General features: G+C 63.7%; 15 protein-coding genes. 8 read left to right on the top strand and 7 right to left on the bottom strand.

Annotation, left to right across the window (positions count from 1 at the left end; translation table 11 throughout):
* Window positions 1-2,086, bottom strand: a 2,086-nt coding sequence (locus MA07_RS27520) for a M10 family metallopeptidase C-terminal domain-containing protein (protein WP_152568714.1), incomplete at its 3' end; no start/stop codon positions are given.
* 428 nt (window positions 2,087-2,514) lie between these two features.
* On the opposite strand from MA07_RS27520, the gene tyrS reads away from it, so the two are divergent.
* Window positions 2,515-3,777, top strand: a complete 1,263-nt coding sequence (gene tyrS, locus MA07_RS04100) for a tyrosine--tRNA ligase (protein WP_036347339.1) — start codon at window positions 2,515-2,517, stop codon at window positions 3,775-3,777.
* A gap of 5 nt (window positions 3,778-3,782) precedes the next feature.
* On the opposite strand, the gene MA07_RS04095 is transcribed toward tyrS, so the two are convergent.
* Entirely contained in the window at window positions 3,783-7,235 is a 3,453-nt protein-coding gene (locus MA07_RS04095) for a DUF3971 domain-containing protein (RefSeq protein WP_160195376.1), read from the bottom strand.
* 173 nt (window positions 7,236-7,408) lie between these two features.
* Here MA07_RS04095 and MA07_RS04090 point away from each other — a divergent pair, with 173 nt between their 5' ends.
* Window positions 7,409-7,876 (top strand): peroxiredoxin, encoded by a 468-nt coding sequence (locus MA07_RS04090; RefSeq protein WP_036347337.1) that lies wholly within the window; start codon window positions 7,409-7,411, stop codon window positions 7,874-7,876.
* Between the two features lie 83 nt (window positions 7,877-7,959).
* Window positions 7,960-9,468 carry a matrixin family metalloprotease gene (locus tag MA07_RS27515; protein WP_052002823.1) on the top strand — a complete coding sequence of 503 codons (1,509 nt, stop codon included), beginning with the start codon at window positions 7,960-7,962 and terminating at the stop codon, window positions 9,466-9,468.
* Between the two features lie 98 nt (window positions 9,469-9,566).
* Here the strand turns inward: MA07_RS27515 and MA07_RS04080 are convergent, their stop codons facing one another.
* The 4 genes from MA07_RS04080 to MA07_RS04065 form a co-directional block, all read right to left on the bottom strand.
* Window positions 9,567-10,217, bottom strand: coding sequence for an alpha/beta hydrolase (locus MA07_RS04080; protein ID WP_036347335.1), 651 nt, complete (start codon window positions 10,215-10,217; stop codon window positions 9,567-9,569).
* 65 nt (window positions 10,218-10,282) lie between these two features.
* Window positions 10,283-11,411, bottom strand: a protein-coding gene (gene prfB, locus MA07_RS04075; RefSeq protein ID WP_152568713.1) for a peptide chain release factor 2 whose coding sequence is annotated in 2 segments (ribosomal slippage) — window positions 10,283-11,341 and window positions 11,343-11,411 — 1,128 coding nt in all. Because the reading frame shifts where the segments join, the coding sequence is not laid out codon by codon here.
* Between the two features lie 166 nt (window positions 11,412-11,577).
* Complete coding sequence (locus MA07_RS04070) at window positions 11,578-14,025, bottom strand: penicillin-binding protein 1A (RefSeq protein WP_036347331.1); 2,448 nt, start codon at window positions 14,023-14,025, stop codon at window positions 11,578-11,580.
* A gap of 110 nt (window positions 14,026-14,135) precedes the next feature.
* Entirely contained in the window at window positions 14,136-15,380 is a 1,245-nt protein-coding gene (locus MA07_RS04065; protein ID WP_036347330.1) for an N-acetylmuramoyl-L-alanine amidase, read from the bottom strand.
* 605 nt (window positions 15,381-15,985) lie between these two features.
* Here MA07_RS04065 and MA07_RS04060 point away from each other — a divergent pair.
* Window positions 15,986-18,694: a ribonuclease E/G gene (locus MA07_RS04060; protein ID WP_036347328.1), complete on the top strand. Its 2,709-nt coding sequence runs from the start codon at window positions 15,986-15,988 to the stop codon at window positions 18,692-18,694.
* A gap of 209 nt (window positions 18,695-18,903) precedes the next feature.
* Here MA07_RS04060 and MA07_RS04055 read toward each other — a convergent pair whose 3' ends face one another.
* Window positions 18,904-20,085, bottom strand: a complete 1,182-nt coding sequence (locus MA07_RS04055; RefSeq protein WP_052002822.1) for an aminotransferase class I/II-fold pyridoxal phosphate-dependent enzyme — start codon at window positions 20,083-20,085, stop codon at window positions 18,904-18,906.
* A 234-nt stretch (window positions 20,086-20,319) separates the two neighbouring features.
* On the opposite strand from MA07_RS04055, the gene MA07_RS04050 reads away from it, so the two are divergent.
* From MA07_RS04050 to accC, 4 genes are all read left to right on the top strand, one after another.
* Window positions 20,320-21,099 (top strand): DsbA family protein, encoded by a 780-nt coding sequence (locus tag MA07_RS04050; RefSeq protein WP_036347326.1) that lies wholly within the window; start codon window positions 20,320-20,322, stop codon window positions 21,097-21,099.
* Window positions 21,100-21,412: 313 nt separating this feature from the next.
* The gene (aroQ, locus tag MA07_RS04045) at window positions 21,413-21,880 is read left to right on the top strand and encodes a type II 3-dehydroquinate dehydratase (protein WP_036347324.1); all 468 of its coding nucleotides are present in this window, start codon (window positions 21,413-21,415) and stop codon (window positions 21,878-21,880) included.
* Between the two features lie 27 nt (window positions 21,881-21,907).
* A complete protein-coding gene (gene accB, locus MA07_RS04040; RefSeq protein ID WP_036347322.1) occupies window positions 21,908-22,381 on the top strand; it encodes an acetyl-CoA carboxylase biotin carboxyl carrier protein in 474 nt (157 codons plus the stop codon).
* Window positions 22,382-22,389: 8 nt separating this feature from the next.
* Window positions 22,390-23,751: an acetyl-CoA carboxylase biotin carboxylase subunit gene (gene accC, locus MA07_RS04035; protein WP_036347321.1), complete on the top strand. Its 1,362-nt coding sequence runs from the start codon at window positions 22,390-22,392 to the stop codon at window positions 23,749-23,751.
* Window positions 23,752-23,807 lie beyond the last annotated feature (56 nt).

Here is a 23,807-nt window from a genome sequence, read left to right as displayed (position 1 = left end):
CCGAGCCCGCCAGCCCCTCGATGGACACGTAAGTGTCGCCGTACGCCTCGCCCTGGTTGCGCCAGCTCTCGGAGAGATTGGCCGTCACGCCTGCCGTGGCATACAGGTAGGAGGCAAAGTCGTGCCCGGCGCCCCCGTCGAGCACGTCGGCCCCCGTGCCGCCGTGCAGCACGTCCCAGCCCTCGCCGCCAAACAGCTCATCGAAGCCGCCGCCGCCCAGAAGCTCGTCGTTGCCGCCATGGCCATGCAGCACGTTGGCCGCCTCATTGCCGGACAGCCAGTCGGCATAGTTCGAGCCACCCAGCCCCTCAATGGACACGTACACGTCCCAGGCTGCATCACCTGTGTTAAGCCAGTTACTGGTGAGGCTGGCCCGCACGCCCGTACCGGCCGTGTAGTAGCTGGCATAATCGAACCCGTCGCCGCCATCGAGCGTGTCGGCGCCTGAGCCCCCGATCAGATCGTCGTTGTCGCCGCCGGCGTACAGGCGGTCGTTGCCGGAGAGGCCGAACAGGGTGTCGCTGCCATAGCCGCCGTAGATCACGTTGTCGGCGTGATCGCCCGTGAGATGGTCGGCATAGTTGGAGCCGGCCAGCCCCTCGATGCCCTCATACGTGTCGCCCGCCGCCTCGCCGGTGTTCTGCGTGCTGTCGAGCAGGTTGGCAGTCACGGCGGTGGTGTAGCCGGCGAGCCAGTCGCCGTCAGCCCCGCCGATGAGCATGTCGTCGCCGGCACCACCCAGAAGGTAGTCGCGCCCGGCGAGACCAGCGAGGCGGTCGTCGCCGGCATGGCCGTAGAGGTTGTTGCCGTCCCAGTTGCCGGTGAGCGTGTCGTTGTAGGCCGAGCCGGAGAGCGCCTCGATGCTGTCGTACACGTCGCCAAAAGCCTCGTTCCTGTTCTCTGAGGCATTGGACAGGTTCGCAACAACATCGCCGGCTGCATGATAGTAGCTGGCAAAGTCATAGCCCGCACCGCCCCGCAGCACATCAGAGCCAGAACTGCCATCCAGGGTGTCGTCACCAGCGCCACCCTCAAGGGTGTCGTGGCCGAGCTTCCCCTGAAGCTCATCACTTCCGCTCATGCCCTGCAGGTTGTTGTTGGCATGATTTCCAAAAATCTTGTCGCTGCCTTCTCCGCCAATCGCATTCTTAATCAGGGAGCGATCATCAGACCTGTACTGGAATGCATTATAGACGTTGCCATTAACTTTGGTGCCGACATCCCTACGAGCCAGCTGGGCACCTGAGAACCGCGAATATCCGCCCGGAGCAAGATCGATGACGGCATCTTCAGCATAGTTCGACATGTTGTAGGTATCAGTGCCACCGCCATCCCAAAGCGTCAGGAAAACAAGATTTCCTGACGCTTTGCCTTGGCCGATCCCATTGATGTACATCTCGCCTGTTGCGGAGTCCCACGAATATGTCGTGTTGGAGCTGTTGGTTGTAAAATCGGCCCCATACACCGCCTGAAGAGCGGCGATGTCATACTGCATGAACGTCTGTGGGCGATTGAGGGTCTTGTTGTATGACATCACTGTGTATTCAGTGCTGTCATGATAGGACGACATCCGCGGAAGCCCGTCGGCTGAATCGTGCGGATGCTTGAGCCCTAGCGAGTGGCCGAGTTCGTGCATAGCAAGGAAGTAATTGTTGCTACCCTTTATGGGAGCCGTAGACGTGCCGGTGGTCAGCCAGGTATCGCCGCCATAAACAGGCACGCCAGGATAATAGCCCTGGCTCCGCTGAATGATGGAATTAGGTTCGAAAGCCGCAACCTTGATATTGGCCTCGCCACGGCCTGCGTAGTTAATCCCCGTGCTGACGAACCCGCCCACGGCAGCCATAATGGCGTGCACTGCTACTTCGGTTTCAGCCGACAGGCTCTTATAGCCATGTGCGCTCGGATTGGCCCATTCATAATCAGAGCGGGAATCCGGCAGCGAGTAAGTGATGGTAGATCCGCTCCATTTGGAGCCCGACATCAAAGCACTCACATCTCGGTCAGCATCATTAGGTACGAAGTATTGCACATTCCCGAAAGTGTAGGATGGCACAAGCCCTCCCATCATCGAGAAGAATTTCAATGGAATTCCTGAAATGTTGTCGGACAGCCAATTCCACGCGGAGTCAGCTTGGTCGCCTATCCAGTCTCCGACAGCCTCGACCTGATCGACAACCCAATCACCGGCGGAGTTGAAGGCATCTGAGAATCAAGACATTGAAGCACCATGCACTATACAATGTTACATTATCTTAGAGTATGGCTCAGCTTAGTCAAGAAGCTCGCTCAGGCTACTCATTTCGACCCATAGTGGTGATGCCGAGGTAAGTATCTGACTTATACCATCGATTCAGGTTCAATTTAGAAGGTACCCTTTCCGCCCTGCCTTAGTTGGTCCATGAGGGCAGCGACCAATTACAACCGTAAGATGCTAGCAAAACCTCGTGAACTTCCGCCCTGAAGCTGATACAGGACCGCTCACGTTCGACCAGACCGATTGAGAGAGACGCGATGAACGCGCCACGTTCCGAATTCCTGAAGGTTCTCACCGAGCGGGGCTTCATTCACCAGACCTCGGATTTCGAGGGTGTGGACGCCGCAGCCCTGGAGAACCGGCTGACCACCTATGTCGGCTACGACTGCACCGGCCCGTCTCTTCACGTGGGGCACCTGCTCTCGATCATGATGCTGCACTGGCTGCAGAAGACCGGCGCCGGAAAGCCGATCACGCTCATGGGCGGTGGCACGACCCGGGTAGGCGATCCTTCGGGCAAGGACGAGAGCCGCAAGCTGCTCACCGTCGAGCAGATCGAAGCCAACAAGGACAGCATCAAGACGGTCTTCTCACGCTTCATCTCGTTCGGTGACAGCAAGGCCGATGCCGTCATGGTCGACAATGCCGAGTGGCTGACCAAGCTCAATTACATCGAATTCCTGCGCGACGTGGGCCGGCACTTTTCGGTCAACCGCATGCTGTCCTTCGACAGCGTGAAGCTGCGCCTCGACCGGGAGCACGAGCTGTCGTTCCTGGAATTCAACTACATGATCCTCCAGGCCTACGACTTCGCGGAGCTCAACAAGCGCTACGGCTGCATCCTGCAGATGGGCGGCTCGGATCAGTGGGGCAACATCGTCAACGGCATCGATCTCGGCCGCCGCCTCGGCACTCCGCAGCTCTACGCGGTCACCTGCCCCCTGCTGACCACAGCGTCCGGCGCCAAGATGGGCAAGACGGCCTCCGGGGCGGTGTGGCTCAACGCCGATATGCTGAGCCCCTACGATTACTGGCAGTTCTGGCGCAACACCGAGGACGCGGATGTGGGCCGCTTCCTGAAGCTCTTCACGATCCTGCCCATGGACGAGATTGCGCGGCTTGAGGCGCTCCAGGGCGCCGACATCAACGAGGCGAAGAAGGTTCTCGCAACGGAAGCAACCGCCCTCCTCCATGGCCGCGAGGCAGCGGAGCTGGCCGCCGAGACAGCCCGCAAGACCTTCGAGCAAGGGGCGCTGGCGGAAAGCCTGCCCACCATCGAGATTCCGTCCAACGTGCTTGAAGGCGGGCTTGGCGTTTTAGCGGCCTTCGGGCCGGACTATGCAAAGCTCGTACCGTCATCGAGCGAGGCGCGCCGTCAGATCAAGAGCGGCGGCCTCAGGGTCAACGATCAAGCCGTCTCGGACGAGCGCGGCACCTTGAGCCTGTCGGATGTGACCACCGAAGGCGTGATCAAGCTGTCCTTCGGCAAGAAGAAGCACGTGCTTCTGCGCGCCGTGTAAGCGGTCTAGCGCTCGGAAGTCGCCGGCAGCGATCCGGTCTGCGGCGCCTGCTCGGCTCCCACGCCGAACAGCTTGCGCAGGAAGCCGGGCGCCACCGCCGAGAGCGGATTGACCGACAGGGACGGCGCGCTCGCCTGCCCGTTCAGGCGGAAGTTGACGGCAAACAGCCCCTCGTTCTGCCCGCCGCCCAGAAGCGGCCCGAACACCGGCACCTGGGCGAAGACGTTGTTGAGCCCGTAGGCCGGCACGAAGGTTCCGGACACGTCGAGACGGTCGCGGGCATAGTCGATGAACCCGCCCAGGGTGAACCCGATCTGGTTGCCCCAGATGGCCGCATCCTTGAAGTCGAGGCGCCCGGCGCTTCGGGTGAACTCCAGCCGCGCCTTGGCGAACTGGACCTCGTTCACGTCCACCCGGACCAGCTGCGGTTTGCCGGCCTGATCGCGCCCCGCCACAACCTGGGTCTGGGTCGGGATAATGCGGCGCAGGGCCGGTTCGTTGACCAATGCGAACGAGTGCATGATCACGTGCCCGGCCTGAGGCTCGTCCCCGGTGGAGAGCTGAAGGATGAGATTGCCGCGCGACATGCGCTTGTAGATGTCGGTAAATCGCAGGAGCGCGCCCGCATCCTCCGCCTGGATGATCACTACCGGGCTGCCACCGCTCTGGGGAATGGTCCGGCCGAGGATGTCTGTCGCGCCAAGCCGCCCCTTCAGGTCGAGCTGGCGCAGGCTGTCCTTGCGCATGGACGCCTTGACGGAGGCATTGGTGATTGCCTCCTCGTTGAAGCCGGTCAGGATGTTGAGAGTCAGGTCGAGGTCGAAATCCTTGGCGTCCTTGTTCGCCGCCCCGCTGCGCCCGCCGGACGACGTCGTTCCTCCGCCCTTCACGAAAGGCCGCGCATCGCCCACGTTGCCGCGGATCGCGACCTTGTAGACTCCATTGGAACGCTCGATCTGAGCGCGCATGTCGTCGCCGGGCGAAAGCTTGAAGGTGGACAGGTCGGCCTTATCCAGGCCGCCCTCGCTGTTGAGCGTGGCATGGCCCCGCAGTTGGACATTCCCGCTATCGAGCTGCAGATCGCGGATCTCGCTCGTCGCCCCGTCGACCAGGGTGAAGGTGAGCTTGCCCGGTCTGCCGGCCGGCTTCACCCAGCCGGGCACGAGTTGGTCGACACCGGCCTTGGCAAGATCCGCCTCGACGTTGATGATCGACGGGGCATTCTCGCCCAATGGCAGGCTAGCCTTGAGACCGACGGTCCCCGTCAGCTGAGAGCCGAAGGACAGCCCGCGCCGGGTCCGTGCGGCCTCGTCGAGGGAGAAGGCCACGCTGGCCTGCCCGCCCTGCCGGCTCTTCTGGAGGTCGATGGCGGCCGCGCTGCCGGCGAGCTTGCCGCTGCCTTTGACGGAAAGGTCGCCCCGGTCATACGCGATGGTCAGGTCGGCGCCCTCCAGGCGATCCTTCCCGAAGAAGCCGTCGACGCCGAAATCGCTGACCGTTCCGCCGACCTTCAGAGGCAGGTCGATGAACTCGGGAATATCGCTGATGGGCAAGCCGATGCCGACCCGCAGATCCGTCTTGCCCCTCATGGTGGCCGGATCGATGTTGAAGCCTGCGATCTCCTTGATCCGCGGCTCCAGCAGGAGCGCCCCGAGACCGTCGGCGCCTCCCGTCAGGCGGAAATCGATGCGCGCCGCCCCGTTGTCGTCCCAGTAATTGTCCAGGACGAAGGTGCCCTCTGAGGCTGACAGGGATCGATTGTTCGCCATCTGGACGAGCCCGGTCGGAGCACGCACGAGCACCTTCGTTCCGGTGACCTGGCCTGTCGCGTTCATGCCGGAGATCGGTGGGATGCCTTCATCGACCAGCAGGGTGCCGTTGGAAACCGCGAAGTCGATCTTGAGGGCTTCATCAGGCGTCGGACCGCCGTTCAGCGCCTTCTCGATGTCGGCGCCGCTCATGGCGACCTTGAGATCGATGGCTTCCAGCATCCCAGCCTTCAAATGGGACACCAGATAGCGCCGGACCGGCGGCGCTACGGCCTCCGGCCAGATTCGTAGAGCCGATCGAACCTCGGTCTTCTCGGCGCGGACATCGAGCCTCAGCCCCTTGGGGTCGGCGGTGGCCGCCACGAGGCCGTTGATGCGGGCGGACAGTTCCGGACCCTTGAGCGTGATGCCGTTGATCCTGACGCCGTCATGCCCGGAGAGATCGGCCGCGAACTCGCTGACCCGCAGGGGCTTGTCTCCTTCGGCAGCTCCTGACCAGGTGATGTCCCGCCCGCCCAGGCTCAGGCGCCAGGGATCGTTTCCGTTGGCGGCCAGCAGGCGGCCCTGCAGGCGCAGATTCGTATCGCCGCCCTTCGCCTCGATGCGCTGGAGCTCCAGCGCTTTCGCCGGCTCGTCCCAATGCGCCTCGATGATGGCCCTCTCGACCGGGAACGGAGAGGTATCCTGGTCTTGGACCCGGATCGTGCCAGGGCTGCTCTCAAGCCGCGTCTTCAGCTCCGTGACCCGTCCCTCCGCAAAGGCGAGATCGAACCGGCCCGAGAACTCGAGGTCCGTGGCGGCCGGAACCTCGGAGGCGCCGGAGAGCAGGAGAATATCGGTAATCGGCGCCCTCTCGGCCACGATGCTGGCCCGGTAGGAGTCCTTGGCCTCCACCCTGGCGTCTCCGTTCAGCTGCCAGGGCCCCTGTGGGCCCTCGACCGTCGCGGCGAACTGACGGCCCCCGCTGTCCGTCCAGTCGAACGCCGCATCGACGCGCTGGAACCGCGCCCGCTCGCGACCGTCTGCATCGATGAAAACCAGGCGCGCATTGGTCAGCTGAGCCTGGTTGAGCGAGTTCAGAACGCTTCCAGGGCCGACGATGAGTTCGAGCAGCGATCCGACAGCTCCGGACACGGGAGAAGGCCCGTTCCCATCGCGAGCCATTGAAGCAGCAGCTTCCTTCGATGGCTCGGGCACGGCCGGCGTGGGCTGAGTGCCCTCCCCGTCAGCTCCCTGCACGGGCGAGAAGGAGAGCGATCCGTCCCGGTTCACCCGGATCCGCAATTGCAGGTCGCGAACCTCGATGGCCTTGGGCTGGAGATTGGCCGTCAGCAGCGAAGTCAGGTCTGCGCTCAGGACGGCATAGGGGGCCCGGAGCACGAGATCGCCGCCGGGGGCACGGATGTCGAGGCCGTTCGCCCGAAGCGCCGGCGAGCCGTCATGCAGCTCGATCGCCGTATTGCGCAGCGTCACGGTCCAGCCGGGCCCAATGCGGGCCGCCAGCGCCTCCGCGACCCGCTCGGGCAGACGGCCGAAGCTCATGGGAGCAGCCGACAGGCGCAGATAGAGAAGCCCGAAGGCGGCAGCCAGGAATACGACCATCCCAAGCTTCACATAGAGGGTGCCACGCAACACGCGCCGGAGAAGGCTTCGCTTGACCGGGTCTCGCCGGGACAACGTGTTACGCAAGGGCAGCTTCATTCTTGTGACGTTTGGCAATCCGGTTCTTGCGCATGGGCGCCATTCAGGGAATCAAGGAGTGTGAGCTTAACCGCCTTGGGAGCGCCCCGCGACTGTTTCCCCTTCAGTCCTGCACACCAGAGGTTTCCAAACAGTACATTCCGCCGAAAGGAAGGCGTTTCATGTCCATTAGCATCGGAACCAGGGCTCCGGACTTCTGCCTGCCTGCGACAGATGGTCGGGAGGTCAGCCTCGATGGGCTCAAGGGCCGCAAGGTCGTGCTCTATTTCTACCCGAAGGACGACACCAGCGGCTGCACCCTGGAGGCCCAGAACTTCCAAGCCCTAAAGGCCGAGTTCGCGGCTGCGGATACGGAAATCGTCGGAGTTTCGCCGGACAGTCTGAAGAGCCATGACAAGTTCCGGACCAAATACGGGCTGGATTTCGCCCTCGCCTCGGATGAACCCACGGAAATGCTCCAAGCCTACGGCGTCTGGGTCGAGAAGAGCATGTATGGGCGAAAGTACATGGGCGTCGAGCGCACCACGGTGCTGATCGACCGGAACGGCATCGTCGCTCAGGTCTGGAACAAGGTGAAGGTTCCGGGCCACGCGGAGGAGGTGCTGAAGGCCGCGCAAGCGCTCAGCTAGCGACCGAATGGCTCATTGCAGCCGCGCAATAAATATTCCTAAGTTACAATGTACAACCAGCCCTCCTGAGCAGCATTCCCACGATGTCGAATTACACAGCCATTCTTTCCGGCCAGAGCTGGAATGCGTTTTCTTCTTTGAAGACTGCCAAAAGGCCTGTCTTCCTCACCTACTCCTTCAATGACGTGTCCCTGGGGGCGTCGAAATTCGGCAGCGCCGAGAAAGCCATGACCCAGAAGGCCCTGAAGATGTGGGGCGATGCCTGCGGCATCCGGTTCCTTGAGGTCAAGAAAGGCGATGCCGAGTTGAAGTTTCAATGGGCCTGGAACTGGTACACGGTCACTGCCTGGGCCGAGTTTCCGGAACTCACCCGGGATAGCCTCGATGGATGGCAAGACCAGGCTCGCGATGAAAGCGGCGGGAATGTTTACCTGAATACCCAGAGCCGCTCTGAACTATCCCAGAACCCGAATTTCATGCTCTACGTCCTGCTTCACGAGATCGGTCACGCGCTGGGCCTCAAGCATCCCTTCCACAAGATGCCTCACAACAAGAAGCTGCTCGGCTCGGATCTCGACAACGTCAAGCACACGGTCATGAGCTACACGGGAGCCGAGGCCGAAATGGGACCCATCGGGCTAGGGGCCTTGGACATTGAGGCCATTCGCGCCCTCTATGGCGATTCTTCGCAGGACGGGCGTCAGGTGGCGAAATGGTCCTGGAACAAGACCAAGCAAATTCTGTCCCAGACCGGCAAAAGCAAAGCGGACATCATCTATGGCGTCAACGCCAAAGACATCATCAAGAGCGTCAGCGGCAATGACAAGATCTACGGCTTTGCCGGCGACGATACTCTGTACGGGGGAACTGGCAACGACCTCCTGAGCGGTGGAGACGATGACGACAATCTGTTCGGGAACAACGGCAACGATGTCCTGAGAGGCGGATATGGCGACGACGAGCTGTGGGGCGCTGCGGGCGACGATAACCTCGGCGGCGGGAATGGCGATGACTTCCTGTACGGTGACTTCGGCAACGATGTCCTGCAGGGCAACGACGGCAATGACACCCTTCATGGGGGCGCAGGCAGCGACAATCTGGACGGTGGGGATGACAATGACACCTTGCACGGAGATGCCGACAACGATGTCGTGAGCGGTGGATCTGGCAGTGACAATCTGCAGGGAGGCAACGGCAGCGACAACCTGGATGGCGGATTCGACAACGACACCCTGCAGGGAGGCACAGGCAGCGATATCCTGAACGGCGGCGCAGGCAGCGATCAGTTCGTTTTCGATACCTGGTTCTACGGAATCGACGATGTCGACCAGATCGTTGATTTCAGCAGCTGGGCGGGAGATAAGATCGTGCTGTCGTCGACCGTCTTCACCACTCTTACGCAAGGCTTATTGCGTTTTGAGGCCTTCGTGGAAGGATCAGCCGCGAAGGATGCGGATGACAGGATCCTTTTCGATTATAATGGGCGCTCTCTCTCCTACGACTCGGATGGGTCCGGCCCCAACGCTGCCTTGCGCTTCGCGCAGTTCACGCAAACGGTGACGGTCAAGTCCTACGACATTCTCATCGTTTAGACCTGAGGGCCGATGGCGAGGGTCCACCTCAGTCAAGCGGGCCTTGTGCTCTGACTATCGTCTGCGACCTCGGCGCCTCTCTTTTGCTGCGCCGGGGATTAGTCAAGCCAGCGTGAAATCTGCGCGACGATCCCGTGCATGGCTGCCACTGAATCGGCCACGTGCCCCGGCTTTTCCAGCCCATGGTCGAGCCCGGGCAGCAGGACGACCTCCGCTCCCCTAGCACGGGCCGCTGCGACATAGGCTTCCTCATAATGGGGATCTTCCGTGCCCAGGACGATCAGGGATCGCTGGGAGCAGCGCGCCATGTTCTCGAGCACGCCGTGGGTTTTGAGGCCCGGCGTCAGCCAGATGAGATCCGCGGAGGCCAGCCTCGGCTCGTGGGGAGCAACCGCCGCCATCGCGGCGGTCCCCAGCGATTTCCCGACAAGGGTGAATTGTTCATAGCGGCCAAGAGCGAACACAGCCCCCATGGCAGCACGCGCATCAGCTCCGATCCAGTCGATCTTGTCCTCCTCGGACAAGTCCGTGAACTCCGGGATCTGGTCGTAGGCGTAGTTGATTGAGAGGACGTCGTAGCCGCGCTCCAGCAGAAGCTGCCGTGGGTAATAGAGCACCGGCATGATGTTGCGGTAAGTCAGGCCTGGAAAGAGGACGGCGAGACGGGAGTTCCGATCACCCTGCCGGATCAGGCTGTTGGGGATGGAAAGGCCGTTACGGCCCCGAATGTCGATTGTGCCCTGCCTCATCAAGCGGCTCCGCGGTCGCAGTCCTGTATCCTAGCAACAGAATTGCGACCGCAGAAAGAGCCGTTCTAGTCGATGTCCTCGACCTCCGCGCCGCCGCCATAGACGCGCTGGGCGAGCGAGGCTTCCATGAAGGGGTCGAGGTCGCCGTCGAGCACGTCCTGCGGAGCGGTCGACTGGGTTCCCGTGCGCAGGTCCTTCACCATCTGGTAGGGCTGCAGCACGTAGGAGCGGATCTGGTGGCCCCAGCCGATATCGGTCTTGGCGGCCGCCTCGGCGCTGGCCTTCTCCTCGCGCTTCTTCAGCTCGGCCTCGTAGAGGCGTGCGCGCAGCATGTTCCAGGCGGTGGCCCGGTTCTTGTGTTGGGAGCGCTCCTGCTGACAGGCCACCACGATGCCGCTCGGAATATGCGTGATGCGCACGGCCGAGTCGGTGGTGTTCACGTGCTGTCCGCCCGCACCCGAGGAGCGGAACGTGTCGATCCGGCAATCGGATTCCTTGATCTCGATATTGATGCGGTCGTCCACCACCGGATACACCCACACGGACGCGAAGCTCGTATGGCGCCGGGCGTTCGAATCGTAGGGCGAGATTCGCACGAGGCGATGCACGCCCGACTCGGTCTTGAGCCAGCCATAGGCGTTGTGGCCCTTGATCAGGAGCGTGGCGCTCTTGATGCCGGCCTCTTCGCCGTCGGTGATCTCAAGAAGCTCGACCTTGTACTTCCGGCGCTCGGCCCAGCGGGCATACATGCGCTGGAGCATGTTGGCCCAGTCCTGGCTTTCCGTGCCGCCAGCGCCCGAATGCACTTCCACATAGGTGTCGTTGGCGTCGGCTTCGCCCGACAGCAGGGTCTCGACCTGACGGCGGGCTGCCTCGGCCTGAAGGCCGCGGATTGCCTCCTCGCCTTCCTTGATCGTGTCTTCGTCGCCCTCGGCTTCACCGAGCTCAATCAGGGTGATCGCATCCTCGAGCTCCTGCTGGAGACGCTTGACGGCCGAGATCTGGTCTTCGAGCGACGTGCGTTCGCGCATGATCTTCTGCGCGGCCTCAGCGTCGTTCCAGAGGTTGGGGTCTTCGGCCTGGGCATTCAGTTCCGCGAGGCGGCGCTGGGCGGTATCCCAGTCAAAGATGCCTCCTCAGCAGCCCGACTGACTGCTTGGTCTCTTCTACGAGATGTTGGATTTCGGCGCGCATTGTTCCGTTCGTTCTGTCCGTGCCTGTGATGACGGCGTCTTAGAGCATCGGGTCCCAAAGGGGAATGCACTTTGAGCCTGTCGGCGGAAGCCCTCCCGCCTGGCGTGGCGGGAGGGCTTCCGGTGTTCCTGATATGGATGGGTATCGATATGGCGACGAGAGCCTGTCAGTACAATCCGCCGGGCCCCACGCCTCCGGCCTGCCGGGGCGCTCCTGGAGGAGCAGGCGCGTACTCAGCCTGCGGGATCTCCTCAGGCTCCGGCGGGACGAATTCCGGCGGGGACTGCCCAGGCTTGAAGGCCTCAAGGATCGTGCCGCCGCCCTCGCCGCCCGCGCGGGTACCGGTGGAGGCGTTGACGCGGATGAGCTTGATTCCGGGCGGCACGCGGAACGGGGTCGCGGGCTTGTCCTTCAGGGCCATCTGCATGAAGTCGCGGAACACCGGCGCGGCATACTGGCCGGCAGTGGCCGCATTGCCGAGCGACTTCGGCTGGTCGTAGCCCAGGAACACGCCGACGGCGAGATCCGGCGAGAAGCCGACAAACCACACGTCCTTGGCGTCGTTGGTGGTGCCGGTCTTGCCTGCGAGCGGCTTGCCCACCGCCTTGACCGTCTGGGCGGTGCCGCGCTGGACCACGCCTTCCAGGATCGAGGTCATCTGATACGCCGTGAGGGGATCGATCACCTGCTCGCGGTTCTCGGCAAGCTTCGGCGCCGCGCCGCCATCCCACTTCTCCGCATTGCAGTTCGCGCATTTGCGGTCGTCGTGACGGTAGATCGTGCGGCCGTTGCGGTCCTGGATCTGGTCGATGAGGGTGGGCTTGATGCGGCGTCCGCCGTTGACGAACATGGAATAGGCCGCCGTCATGCGCATGACGGTCGTCTCGCCGGCACCCAGCGACATGGAGAGCAGCGGCAGCATGTCGTCATAAACGCCGAAACGCCTGGAGTATTCCGAGATCACCGGCATACCGACCTCGTTGGAGAGGCGGACGGTCATCAGGTTCTTGGAATGCTCGATGCCATAGCGCAGGGTGCGCAGGCCGCCCGCCTTGCCGTCGTAGTTCTTGGGCGCCCACGCCTCCTGGCCCGGCCCCATGTCGAGCACGAAGGGCGCGTCCATGATCTGGGACGAAGGCGTATAGCCGTTGTCGAGGGCTGTCGCGTAAACGAGCGGCTTGAACGACGAGCCCGGCTGGCGCATGGCCTGGATGGCCCGGTTGAATTCGCTCTGGTCGTAGGAGAAGCCGCCCACCATAGCGTGCACACGGCCCGTGTTCGGGTCCATGGCCACGATGGCGCCGGAGATCTCCGGGATCTGGCGCAGGCGGAACTGCCCCTCCTTGTCGGCCAGAGGCTCCACATAGACCACGTCGCCAACGGCAACGGCACGCTCGACGGGTCGGCGCGTCCACTTCACACCGTCGGCCCCGACAATGCCGGTTTCGCGGTCCTTCACCACCTGGCCGGAGGCCTCCCGCCTGGGCTGCAGGCCGACCTTGGCCTGCCCGCGCGCAACCTCCAGCACCACCGCAAGGCGCCACGGCTGGACGTCGCCGAGAATCGGCACCTCGGATAGGGCGAGACCCCATTCGCGGCCTGCCAGGTCGATCTTCTGCTGCGCCCCGCGCCAGCCGCGCGCCTCATCGAAGCGCACGAGGCCGTCCACGAGGGATTTGCGGGCCATGGCCTGCATCTTGGGATCGAGGGTCGAGCGGATCAGCAGACCGCCCTCGTAGAGGGTCTCCTCGCCATAGCGTTCCGCGATGTCGCGACGTACGCCTTCGGCGAAATAACCCGACGCAATGCTGTTCGGGGACACGTTCCGCGGCTTGACGTTGAGCGGCTCCTTCTGGGCCTCCTCCGCCGCCTCCTTGGAGATGTAGCCGTTGACGGCCATGCGCTCGATCACCCAGTTCCGGCGCTCGACGGCAGCCTTGCGCTGGCGAAACGGGTGGTAGTTGTTCGGGCCCTTCGGCAAGGCGGCAATATAGGCCGATTCAGCAATGGTCAGTTCGTGGATCGACTTGCCGAAATAGTCCAAGGCCGCTGCGGCGATGCCGTGCAGATTGCGCCCCGGGGTCAGGGTCCCGAGGAAGATCTCGTTGAGATAGAGCTCGAGGATCTTCTCCTTGGAGAAGGTCGACTCCATGCGCAGCGCGATCAGCGCCTCGCGGATCTTGCGCTCGTAGCTCTTCTCGTTGCCGACAAGGAAGTTTTTGGCAACCTGCTGGGTGATCGTGGAGGCGCCCTGCTCCCGCGATCCGCCCGAGCGCAGGTTGACCACGACAGCTCGGATGAGACCCTCGGGGTCGATACCGGGGTGCTTGTAGAAGTTCTTGTCCTCGGCCGACAGGAAGGCGCCGATTACGAGCTTGGGCACAGAGTCGATCGGCACATAGAGCCGGCGCTCGCGGGCATATTCTGCGATCAGACTGCCGTCGGAGGCATGGATTCGGGTCATCACCGGCGGCTCGTAATTGGCCAACTGGGCGTGATCCGGCAGATCCTTCGAATAGAACCAGAATCCATAGGCGAGCCCGACAGCGCCGATCAGGAAGAAGATCGCTCCAACGCTGAAGAGAAAGCCGAAAAATCGTAGGACGAAGCGCATCCGAAGGTGTTCCATGACGGCGCCTTCAGGCGCCCGTTTATGTAGATTTTGAAACGCGGACCCTCGTTAGCCGATGAATCGCGCCCCCGCTACGGGTATCCACACCCACTCTATGGTAAAACTGCGGCAGCACCCCTCCGGGCGAGCCGGGTCGCGAAAAATCGATCCACGGCATTCGACATGGCCGAGACCATCTTGGCCCGCCATTCCTCGGACATCAACAAATCTAAGTCTTTTTGGCTGGACAGATAGCCAAGTTCGACAAGAACCGACGGCACATCGTGCGCCCGCAGCACCTGGAAGCGGGCCTGCCGGTGGGGGTTCTTGTTGAGGCGGGCGACGGAATCGAACTCGCCCACGAGGCGGGAAGCGAAGCCGTGGGAGAAGCCCCGGGTCTCCCGCAGGGTCAGGTCCATCAGGATGTCGGACACGTCATCAGGCATATCGCCCGACTCGACTCCGGCCACTGCGTCGGCCTTGTTTTCGCGGTCCGCCAGCCGGGCTGAGTCGGCATCGGACGCCCGCTCGGACCCGGTATAGACCGTCAGCCCGCGCACGTCCTGCCCGCCCGAGATCGAATCCGCATGGATCGAGATGAAGAGGTCCGCCTGGGCGGCCCGCGCGGCCCGCACCCGGTCGCCCAGGGAGACGAACACATCCTGGTCGCGGGTCATGAGCACCTTGTAGCGCCCGCTGTCCTCAAGCTTCTTCCTCAGCCTTTGGGCAAAGGAGAGCACCAGATCCTTCTCGGCCACGCTGCCCGAGGAAGCCGCTGCGCCCGGATCGATGCCGCCATGGCCGGGATCGATCATGATCACCGGGCGGGCATCCTTCGTCGCCTGCACGGCGGGCCCGGGCCCCTCTTTCGCCGGAGCGGAGCTGCCCGATGCGGTCCTGCGGAACTCCTCCCGGTCAACGCGGGAGAGTTCGATGGTCAGGATCGTGGCCGCTCCCGTGGAATCAGGCGACGTCGTCAGGCCGGACACGACTGCCGGCTGCGCCAGCTCCATCACCACCCGGGAGCGGCCCGGCGCGAAAAGACCGTAGCGGTAAGAGGCGATGAGCCCTTCCTTGCTGCGCCCGGCCTCGGCCGGCAGATGGAAGGCCACCTCCGGCAGGTCGATGACGAGCCTGTCTGGACGCTCCATGAGGGAGACCTGCGCGGTCACCGGCTTTGACAGGGTCACCTTGAACCGGGTCTTCGCCCCGTCAGTCTCGATGGCGGCGGCTGCTGCGATGATCGGAGTCGAGGGCTTCGCGCCGTCTCCCGCCGCCCAGGCACGCCCGGTCCCGGCGGCGAGGAGGATCGCCACGAGGCAGGCGCCGACAAGGCGTATGAAGAGGGAAAGAGGCATCGCTGATCGCTGGTTTCGAGCGTCCTTCCTATACTCATAGGCAGCGTTTGGTTAACGGAACCTCACGCTCACCCGCCGTTTACTGAGACTCTGTTGCATTCATGGCACAGTCACTCAGCATCTTGCCAAATGCCCTATTCGATCTGTAATGATCTTGATCCCGTCCGGCATGGCCGAATCTGACGGCGGCTCCAAGGGAGACGGTTGTGTTGACCGATCCTTCAGGGACCGCCTCACCCTCGACAGGCTACGGACAGGATCACAGGGCGACGCTTGTCGCCACTCGCCGATGGCCGGTTCACCCGGCCCATCGATATCTACGAAAGGGCCGTCTCGAATGGTTGCACACACGAAGTCAGCTATGACCTTCGTTTCTGCATCGTTCGAATCGCGCGTATCCCTTCGCGCACGCCCCAGCACCACCCTTTCCGGCCCTGTGCCGGCCCAATTTAACCCAGAATGCGCCCCTTCGCGGCGCAGGATGGCGATCGACAGCACTCCGAACGCAATTTCAGCCCGTCGCCTTCGCTCGCGGCGTGCCTTACCGCCCACAATGCGGCCCCTGCCTCAGGTCCTGCCCTCGATCGCCATGTCGAGAGTTCAACATGGCAAACAAGATGCTCATCGATGCCTCCCACCCGGAAGAAACCCGGGTCGTGGTGGTACGTGGTCAGAAGGTCGAAGAATTCGACTTCGAATCCGCTAACCGGAAGCAGCTGCGCGGGAATATCTATCTCGCCAAGGTCACCCGGGTCGAACCGTCTCTCCAGGCGGCCTTTGTGGAATACGGCGGAAACCGCCACGGGTTCCTGGCTTTCAGCGAAATCCATCCCGATTACTACCAGATCCCGGTCGCCGACCGGCAGGCCCTGCTCGAAGCTGAAGCCGAGGCTCAGCGCGAGGAGGAGCACGAGGAGGAGCGCCGCAGCAGCCGCGGCGGCCGTCGCCGCCGTTCCTCGCCGCGGCGGGCCCAGAACGACGAGACCGTCGTCTCCACCGAAGCCGAGGCCGGGACTGAGGAAGGCGTAGAGGCCGCTCCCGAGGGCGTGTCGACTGGCGCTTTCGAAGGCACCGAGTCCATCGGCGAGGCCGCCCCCGCAGATACGTCCGAAGCCTCCTCACAGCTAGAGAACGGCGCGGTGGCTTCCGCCGAAGAGGATGCCCTTGAGGCCGTCGAGGGATCGGCCCATGTCGAGGCTCGGCAGGGTAACGACGCCACGGAAGAAACCGAGGCTCGCTCGACCGAAGACGACACGGAATCCGACGAGGATGAGTCCAAAGAGGACGAAGACGAGGACGAGCTCGAAGAGCACGAGATCGTCGAGCAGCTCGGCGGCGACGATGCCATCGAGGATATGCCCCAGCGCCGGCGCACGCCGCGCAAGCAGTACAAGATCCAGGAGGTCATCAAGCGCCGCCAGATCCTGCTGGTCCAGGTCGTCAAGGAAGAGCGCGGCAACAAGGGCGCGGCGCTCACCACCTACCTGTCGCTCGCCGGCCGTTATTCGGTGCTCATGCCCAACACGGGCCGGGGCGGCGGCATTTCTCGCAAGATCACCAACGCGGCCGACCGCAAGCGCCTGAAGGAAATCGCCCAGGAGCTGGAGGTGCCCGAAGGCATGGGCATCATCCTGCGCACGGCCGGCGCCTCCCGCACCAAGCCCGAGATCAAGCGCGACTACGAATACCTCATGCGCCTGTGGGAGAGCGTGCGCGAGCTGACCCTCAAGTCCGCCGCCCCTGCCCTCGTGTACGAGGAAGGCTCGCTCATCAAGCGCGCCATACGCGACCTCTACAACAAGGACATCGACGACGTGATGGTCGCCGGCGAGGACGGCTACCGCGAGGCCAAGGACTTCATGCGGATGCTCATGCCGAGCCATTCGAAGCTGGTCCAGCCCTACCGGGATCCGCAGCCTCTCTTCGCCAAGTTCGGCGTCGAGGCCCAGCTCGATGCCATGTTCTCGAACGTGGTGACGCTCAAGTCGGGCGGCTACCTCGTCATCAACCCGACGGAAGCCCTCGTCTCCATCGACGTGAACTCCGGCCGCTCGACCCGCGAGCACAACATCGAGGACACGGCTCTCCGCACGAACCTCGAAGCCTCCGAGGAAATTGCCCGCCAGCTGCGCCTGCGCGATCTCGCTGGCCTCATCGTGATCGACTTCATCGACATGGAGGAGAAGCGGAACAACCGCGCCGTCGAGAAGAAGCTGAACGAGTGCCTGAAGAACGACCGCGCCCGCATCCAGGTGGGCCGCATCTCGCCCTTCGGCCTGCTGGAGATGTCGCGCCAGCGCATCCGCACCGGTGTGCTCGAATCCTCCTCGATTCCCTGCCCGCACTGCGCAGGCACCGGCTTCGTGCGCTCGACCCCGTCCGTCGCCCTGCAGGTGCTGCGCTCGATCGAGGAAACCCTCATCAAGAATTCCGGCTACAACCTCGTGGTTCGCACCCGGATGGAAGCGGCCTTCTACATCCTGAACCAGAAGCGCATTCACCTGCGCGAGCTGGAGAGCCGCTTCGGCGTCGCGATCTCCATCGTGGCCGACGATACCCTGCAGGGTCACACCACCTACGCCATCGAGCGCGGCGAGCCCGCCCTCAAGCTGGAGCACAAGTCGGCCGCGACCGGCATCCAGATCGACGCCATCATCCCGATCGACGAGCCCGTCGAGGAGGATGAGGTCGAGACCGAGGAGGAGACTGCCGAGGACACCCAGGCCGCTGGAGAAGAGCGCGCCGGAGAAGAGCGCAGCGAGGAGGGTGAAAGCGAAGGCGACCGTCGTCGCCGCCGCCGCCGTCGCCGCCGTCGGGGTCGCGACCGCGAGGCTTCTGCCGGAGCGGACCAAGGCGACGAGAGCGCCGAGGGTGAAGAATCCGAATCCGGCGAGGAAGAGGCGGACGCTCAGACGTCCGAGGCGGCACCGGCTGAAGCCGGCGAATCCGAGGATGATCGCGGCGGACGTCGCCGCCGTCGTGGTCGCCGCGGCGGTCGTGGACGCGGTCGCGACGAGAATGGCGAGTTCGCCCAGGAGGAAGGCTCCCTTGCCCTCGATCAGGCGGAAGCCGCACCGGCCTCCGACGCGACCTCTCCCGCAGACTCGCAACCCGTGGCCGAGGCTCCCAAGCCCGCAGCCCAGGAAGAGCGCATCATGGCTCCGCAACAGCCCGTCGCCGAGGAGCCTGTGGCTCCCGCGCCGGTCATCCCGGAGCCCGAGCCGGTCGCCGTCGTGCTGACCCCGCCCGACCCGGAGCGCCCCAAGCGCGCCGGCTGGTGGTCCAAGGCCAAGTCGGTCCTGAGCGGATCGTAAATCGAAAAAAGAAATGCCCGGCTCGAAGCCGGGCATTTTTCTTTCAGCTTCCACTGTCATTCCGGGGCGGCCATAGGCCGAGCCCGGAATCCATAAACACGACGCCGCTCGAAGAACCCGCTACCGAAACCGCTGCGTTCTATCCTGCGATGTTGGTGCTTATCGATTCCGGGCTCCGCTATGCGGCCCCGGAATCACAGCGAGCGGCGTCACTTCAGCCACCCCCTCAACCGCGCCACCGTCTCGCGGCAATCGTTCTCGGAACCGGCGAAGGACAGGCGCAGGTAGTGCGAACCCTCCAGCGGATCGAAATCAAGGCCCGGGGTTGCGGCGACGCCAGCCTCCTCCAGCATGCGCTTCGAGAATCCAATGGAATCGTTCGTGAAGCGGGCGATATCGGCGTAGATGTAGAAGGCCCCGTCCACCGGGTGCATCTCGGTGATGCCGACCTTGGGCAGTTCCTCCAGCAGATAGGCGCGGTTGCGGGCGTATCCGGCCTTGACGGCCTCCAACTCCTCCATGGCGTCGAAGGCGGCGAGCGCAGCCACCTGCGAGAGGTAGGGCGGCGAGATGTAGAGGTTCTGCGCCAGCCGCTCGATGGGTCGCACCAGCCGCTCCGGCACCACGTTCCAGCCGATGCGCCAGCCGGTCATGCAGTAATACTTGGAGAACGAGTTGATCACCACCGCGTCGTCGTCGGAGGTGAGCGCCGTCGAGGCGGGCTCGCCATAGGTGAGGCCGTGATAGATCTCGTCGGACACGAACCACAGCCCCAGGCGGCGGCAGGTCTCGCCGAGCTCGGCCAGCGCCTCGCGGCCGATCATGGTGCCGGAGGGATTGGCCGGGCTCATGGCCAGGATGCCGTGCAGGGGCTTCTCCGCATGGGCCTTCGCGATGGACTCGGCGGTCATGATCCACCCATCCGCCTTGGTGAGCGGGATCGTCACCGGCTCGATACCGAGCGCCTCCAGGATGTTGCGATAGGCCGGATACCCTGGGGCCGTGATCGCCACCCGCTGGCCCGGATCGAAGAGGCTCAGGAAGGCCAGCACGAACCCGGCGGAGGAGCCGGTGGTCACCACCACCCGCTCCGGCGCGATGCTCACCCCATAGGTGTCCTTGTAATGCCGGGCGATCCGCTCGCGCAGGGCGGACATGCCCAGTGCCTCCGTATAGCCGATGCGGCCGAGATCGAGGGCAGCCTTCGCGGCCTCGCGGGCAACCCGCGGCGCAGGTGCTGACGGCTGGCCCACCTCCATATGGATGACGCTGTCTCCCCGCCGCTCCTTTGCGGCCGCGGCGCTCAGCACGTCCATGGCGAGGAACGAAGCGACGCGATCCATGCGGCGCGCGATGAGGGGCTGGTGGAGATCGGCGGATGATTTGGTCATGGGAAGCGTCGTATCCCGTTGGAGGGGCGGTCTCAAGACAGTTTCCAGTGTCATTCCCGGCCTGCGGCCGCCGGGGATGACACCTGGTGCTGTAGACAGGTGTGGATACACAGCCGTGATTTGACGCCGCCCGCGTCAAGCCGCTAACTCACGACAGAACAGACGAGTCTCAAGTCCGCCTTGAACCATCGTTAAAGTGCGGACTTATCTCAAGAATTCCACAAAGGACCCGAAATGCGCTCTTCGTTTCTCAAGATCGGCCAGGCTGCTGCTCTGCTCGGCACATTGGCCATGGCCCCCGCGGCGATGGCACAGGGCGCGGTTTTCACCGACCAGCAGAAGCAGGCCATCGGCGAGATCGTGAAGGACTACCTGATCAAGAACCCGGAGGTCCTGACCGAGGTGATCGCCGAGCTGGAGAAGCGGCAGTCGGAAGCCCAGCAGGTGGCGCAGGCCGGCGCCGTCAAGGAAACCAGGCAGTCGCTCCTGAACGCCTCGCACTCCTACGTGGTCGGCAACCCGTCCGGCGACGTCACCCTGGTGGAGTTCTTCGATTACAATTGCGGCTACTGCAAGAAGGCGCTGGCCGACGTCCAGGCTCTGATGAAGAGCGATCCCAAGCTGCGTGTGGTCCTGAAGGACTTTCCGGTTCTCGGGCCCGATTCCGTTGAGGCGAGCCGGGTAGCGCTCGCGGTCAAGAACCAGCTCCAGGGCCAGAAGCTCCTGGACTACCATGTGAAGGTCATGGACACCCGCGGCCGCGTCAACGGCGAGCGCGCCATGGCAGTCGCCAAGGAGATGGGCATCGACATGGGCCGCCTGCAGAAGGACGTGGAGAGCACCGAGATCCGCAACGCCCTCCAGGAGAACATGGCGCTAGGCGACAAGCTGAACCTCTCCGGAACCCCGGCCTTCATCGTCGGCGAGACGGTCATCCCCGGCGCGGTCGGCCTGGAGCCCCTGAAGCAGCTCGTGGACAATGTCCGCCAGTGCGGCAAGGCGAATTGCGGGTAGCGGCACCTTGTCATTCCGGGGCGAGCGACAGCGAGAGCCCGGAGTCCATAAACGCTAACGATGCAGGATAAGGCAAAGCGGCATCCGACGCGCTCGGCCGACAGAAGTCGTGTTTATGGATGCCGGGCTCCGCTGCGCGGCCCCGGAGTGACAGCGGGACCCGCTCCCCAGCTCCAAACCGCCCCTTCTGCCCCTTCGTAAACTCCGCCAAGCTTGGGAAAGCCCCGGTTTTCCCCTTCCCCCCTGCTCGCCTTTTGGCTAAGAGGGCGTTTCGGCTCCGCCTGACGGAGCTTCAAGGAACGCTCCTTATCCGATGACCACCGTCTTCGTCCTCAACGGACCCAACCTCAACCTGCTCGGCCGCAGGGAGCCTCAGATCTATGGCAGCACCACGCTTGCCGACATCGAGAAGCTCGTGCGCGAGAAGGCCGAGGCCCTTGGGACGGCAGTCACCTTCCGCCAGTCGAACCATGAGGGACATCTGGTCGACTGGATCCAGGAGGCAGGAGCCCAAGGCGCGGGCATCGTCATCAATGCCGGCGCCTACACCCACACCTCGATCGCGCTCCGCGATGCCATCTCCGGCAGCGGCGCTCCGACGGTCGAGATCCACCTTTCAAATGTTCATGCTCGCGAGGGCTTTCGCCATCGCTCGCTCATAGCGCCCGTCTCCGTCGGCGTGATCTGTGGTTTCGGGCCCATGAGCTATCTGCTCGGCCTGGAAGCGGTTCACCGGGTGATGGCCGAGCGGGCCCGCCCGGCGAAACCCTCCCAGCACTAATTCCTCAAGAAGGCAGAGGTAAGCCCCATGGCCAAGGAAAACCCTTTCGATCCCGATCTCGTCCGCGAGCTGGCGAACCTGATCGCCGACACGGATCTCAGCGAGATCGAAGTGGAGAAGGGCGACCTTCGCATCCGCGTGGCGCGCATGGTCACCGCCGCCGTCACCGTTCCGGTAGCGGCTCCGGCAGTTCATCATGCTCCGGCCCCGGTCGTGGCGCCGCCGCCGTCCGCTGCTGAGGGTGCCACAAAGGCCGGCGCGCCTCACGCGGGGGCCGTTCTGTCTCCCATGGTCGGCACCGCCTACCGCAAGCCCTCCCCGGATGCGAAGAACTTCGTCGAGATCGGCTCCAAGGTGCAGGCCGGCGACAAGGTTCTCCTCGTCGAGGCCATGAAGACCTTCAACGAGATCGTGGCGCCCCGCGCCGGCACCGTAACGGCCATCTTTGTCGAAGACGGAACCCCTGTTGAATACGGCGAACCCCTCCTCGTCATCGAGTAAGGCGCGATATGTTCGATAAGATCCTCATTGCCAATCGAGGCGAGATCGCCCTGCGAATCCTGCGCGCGGCGAAGGAGCTCGGCATCGCCACCGTGGCGGTGCATTCCACTGCCGACGCGGATGCCATGCATGTGCGCCTCGCCGACGAGAGCGTCTGCATCGGCCCGCCGGCCGCCCGCGACAGCTACCTCAACATCCCGGCCCTGATCGCCGCCTGCGAGATCACAGGCGCCGACGCGATTCACCCCGGCTACGGCTTCCTGTCGGAGAATGCCCGCTTCGCCGAGGTGCTAGAGCATCACCGCATCGCCTTCATCGGCCCCAAGGCGGAGCACATCCGCATCATGGGCGACAAGATCGAGGCCAAGCGCACCGCCAAGCGCCTCGGCATTCCCTGCGTGCCCGGGTCCGAGGGCGGCATCACCGATGACGACGAGGCCAAGCGCGTCGCCAAGGAGATCGGCTACCCGGTGATCATCAAGGCAGCTGCCGGCGGCGGCGGACGCGGCATGAAGGTGGCGCGGACGGAAGAGGACCTCGTCCACGCGCTGCAGACCGCCAAGACTGAGGCCAAGGCGGCTTTCGGCGACGACGCGGTCTATATCGAGAAGTATCTCGAGAAGCCGCGCCATATCGAGATCCAGGTGCTCGGCGACGGCAAGGGCAACGCCATCCATCTGGGCGAGCGCGACTGCTCCCTGCAGCGCCGCCACCAGAAGGTCTGGGAGGAAGGCCCCTCACCTGCGTTGAACGTCGAGATGCGCGAGCGCATCGGCGGCGTCGTGGCCAAGGCCATGCAGGAGCTGCAATATGCGGGCGCCGGCACCATTGAGTTCCTCTACGAGGACGGCGAGTTCTATTTCATCGAGATGAACACCCGCATCCAGGTGGAGCACCCTGTCACGGAGATGATCACCGGTATCGACCTGGTGAACGAGCAGATCCGCGTGGCGGCCGGCCATCCGCTGTCGGTGAAGCAGGAAGACATCAGGATCGAGGGCCATGCCATCGAGTGCCGCGTGAATGCCGAGCATCCCTCGACCTTCCGCCCCTCGCCCGGCACGATCAGCTACTTCCACCCGCCGGGCGGCCTCGGCGTGCGCGTCGATTCGGCGGCCTATCAGGGCTACCGCATCCCGCCGCACTACGATTCCCTCGTGGGCAAGCTCATCGTCCATGGCCGCACCCGCAACGAGTGCCTTATGCGCCTGCGCCGGGCTCTCGACGAGTTCGTGGTCGACGGCATCGACACCACCCTCCCGCTCTTCCGCACCCTGGTTCGGAACCCGGAAATTCAGAACGGCCAGTACGACATCCACTGGCTGGAGAACTTCCTGAAGACGGGCGGGTTGGGTGACGAGCAGGTTTAAAACGCGCAAGTGAGGGCAGTGCTACCCTGTAAAGGCTAACCTGAGCCTAAGCGGGT

The organism is Microvirga sp. BSC39 (assembly GCF_000739015.1).
Taxonomy (GTDB): domain Bacteria; phylum Pseudomonadota; class Alphaproteobacteria; order Rhizobiales; family Beijerinckiaceae; genus Microvirga.
Note: the sequence above shows the minus strand (reverse complement) of the source record. Positions and strands in the feature narration are given on the sequence as shown.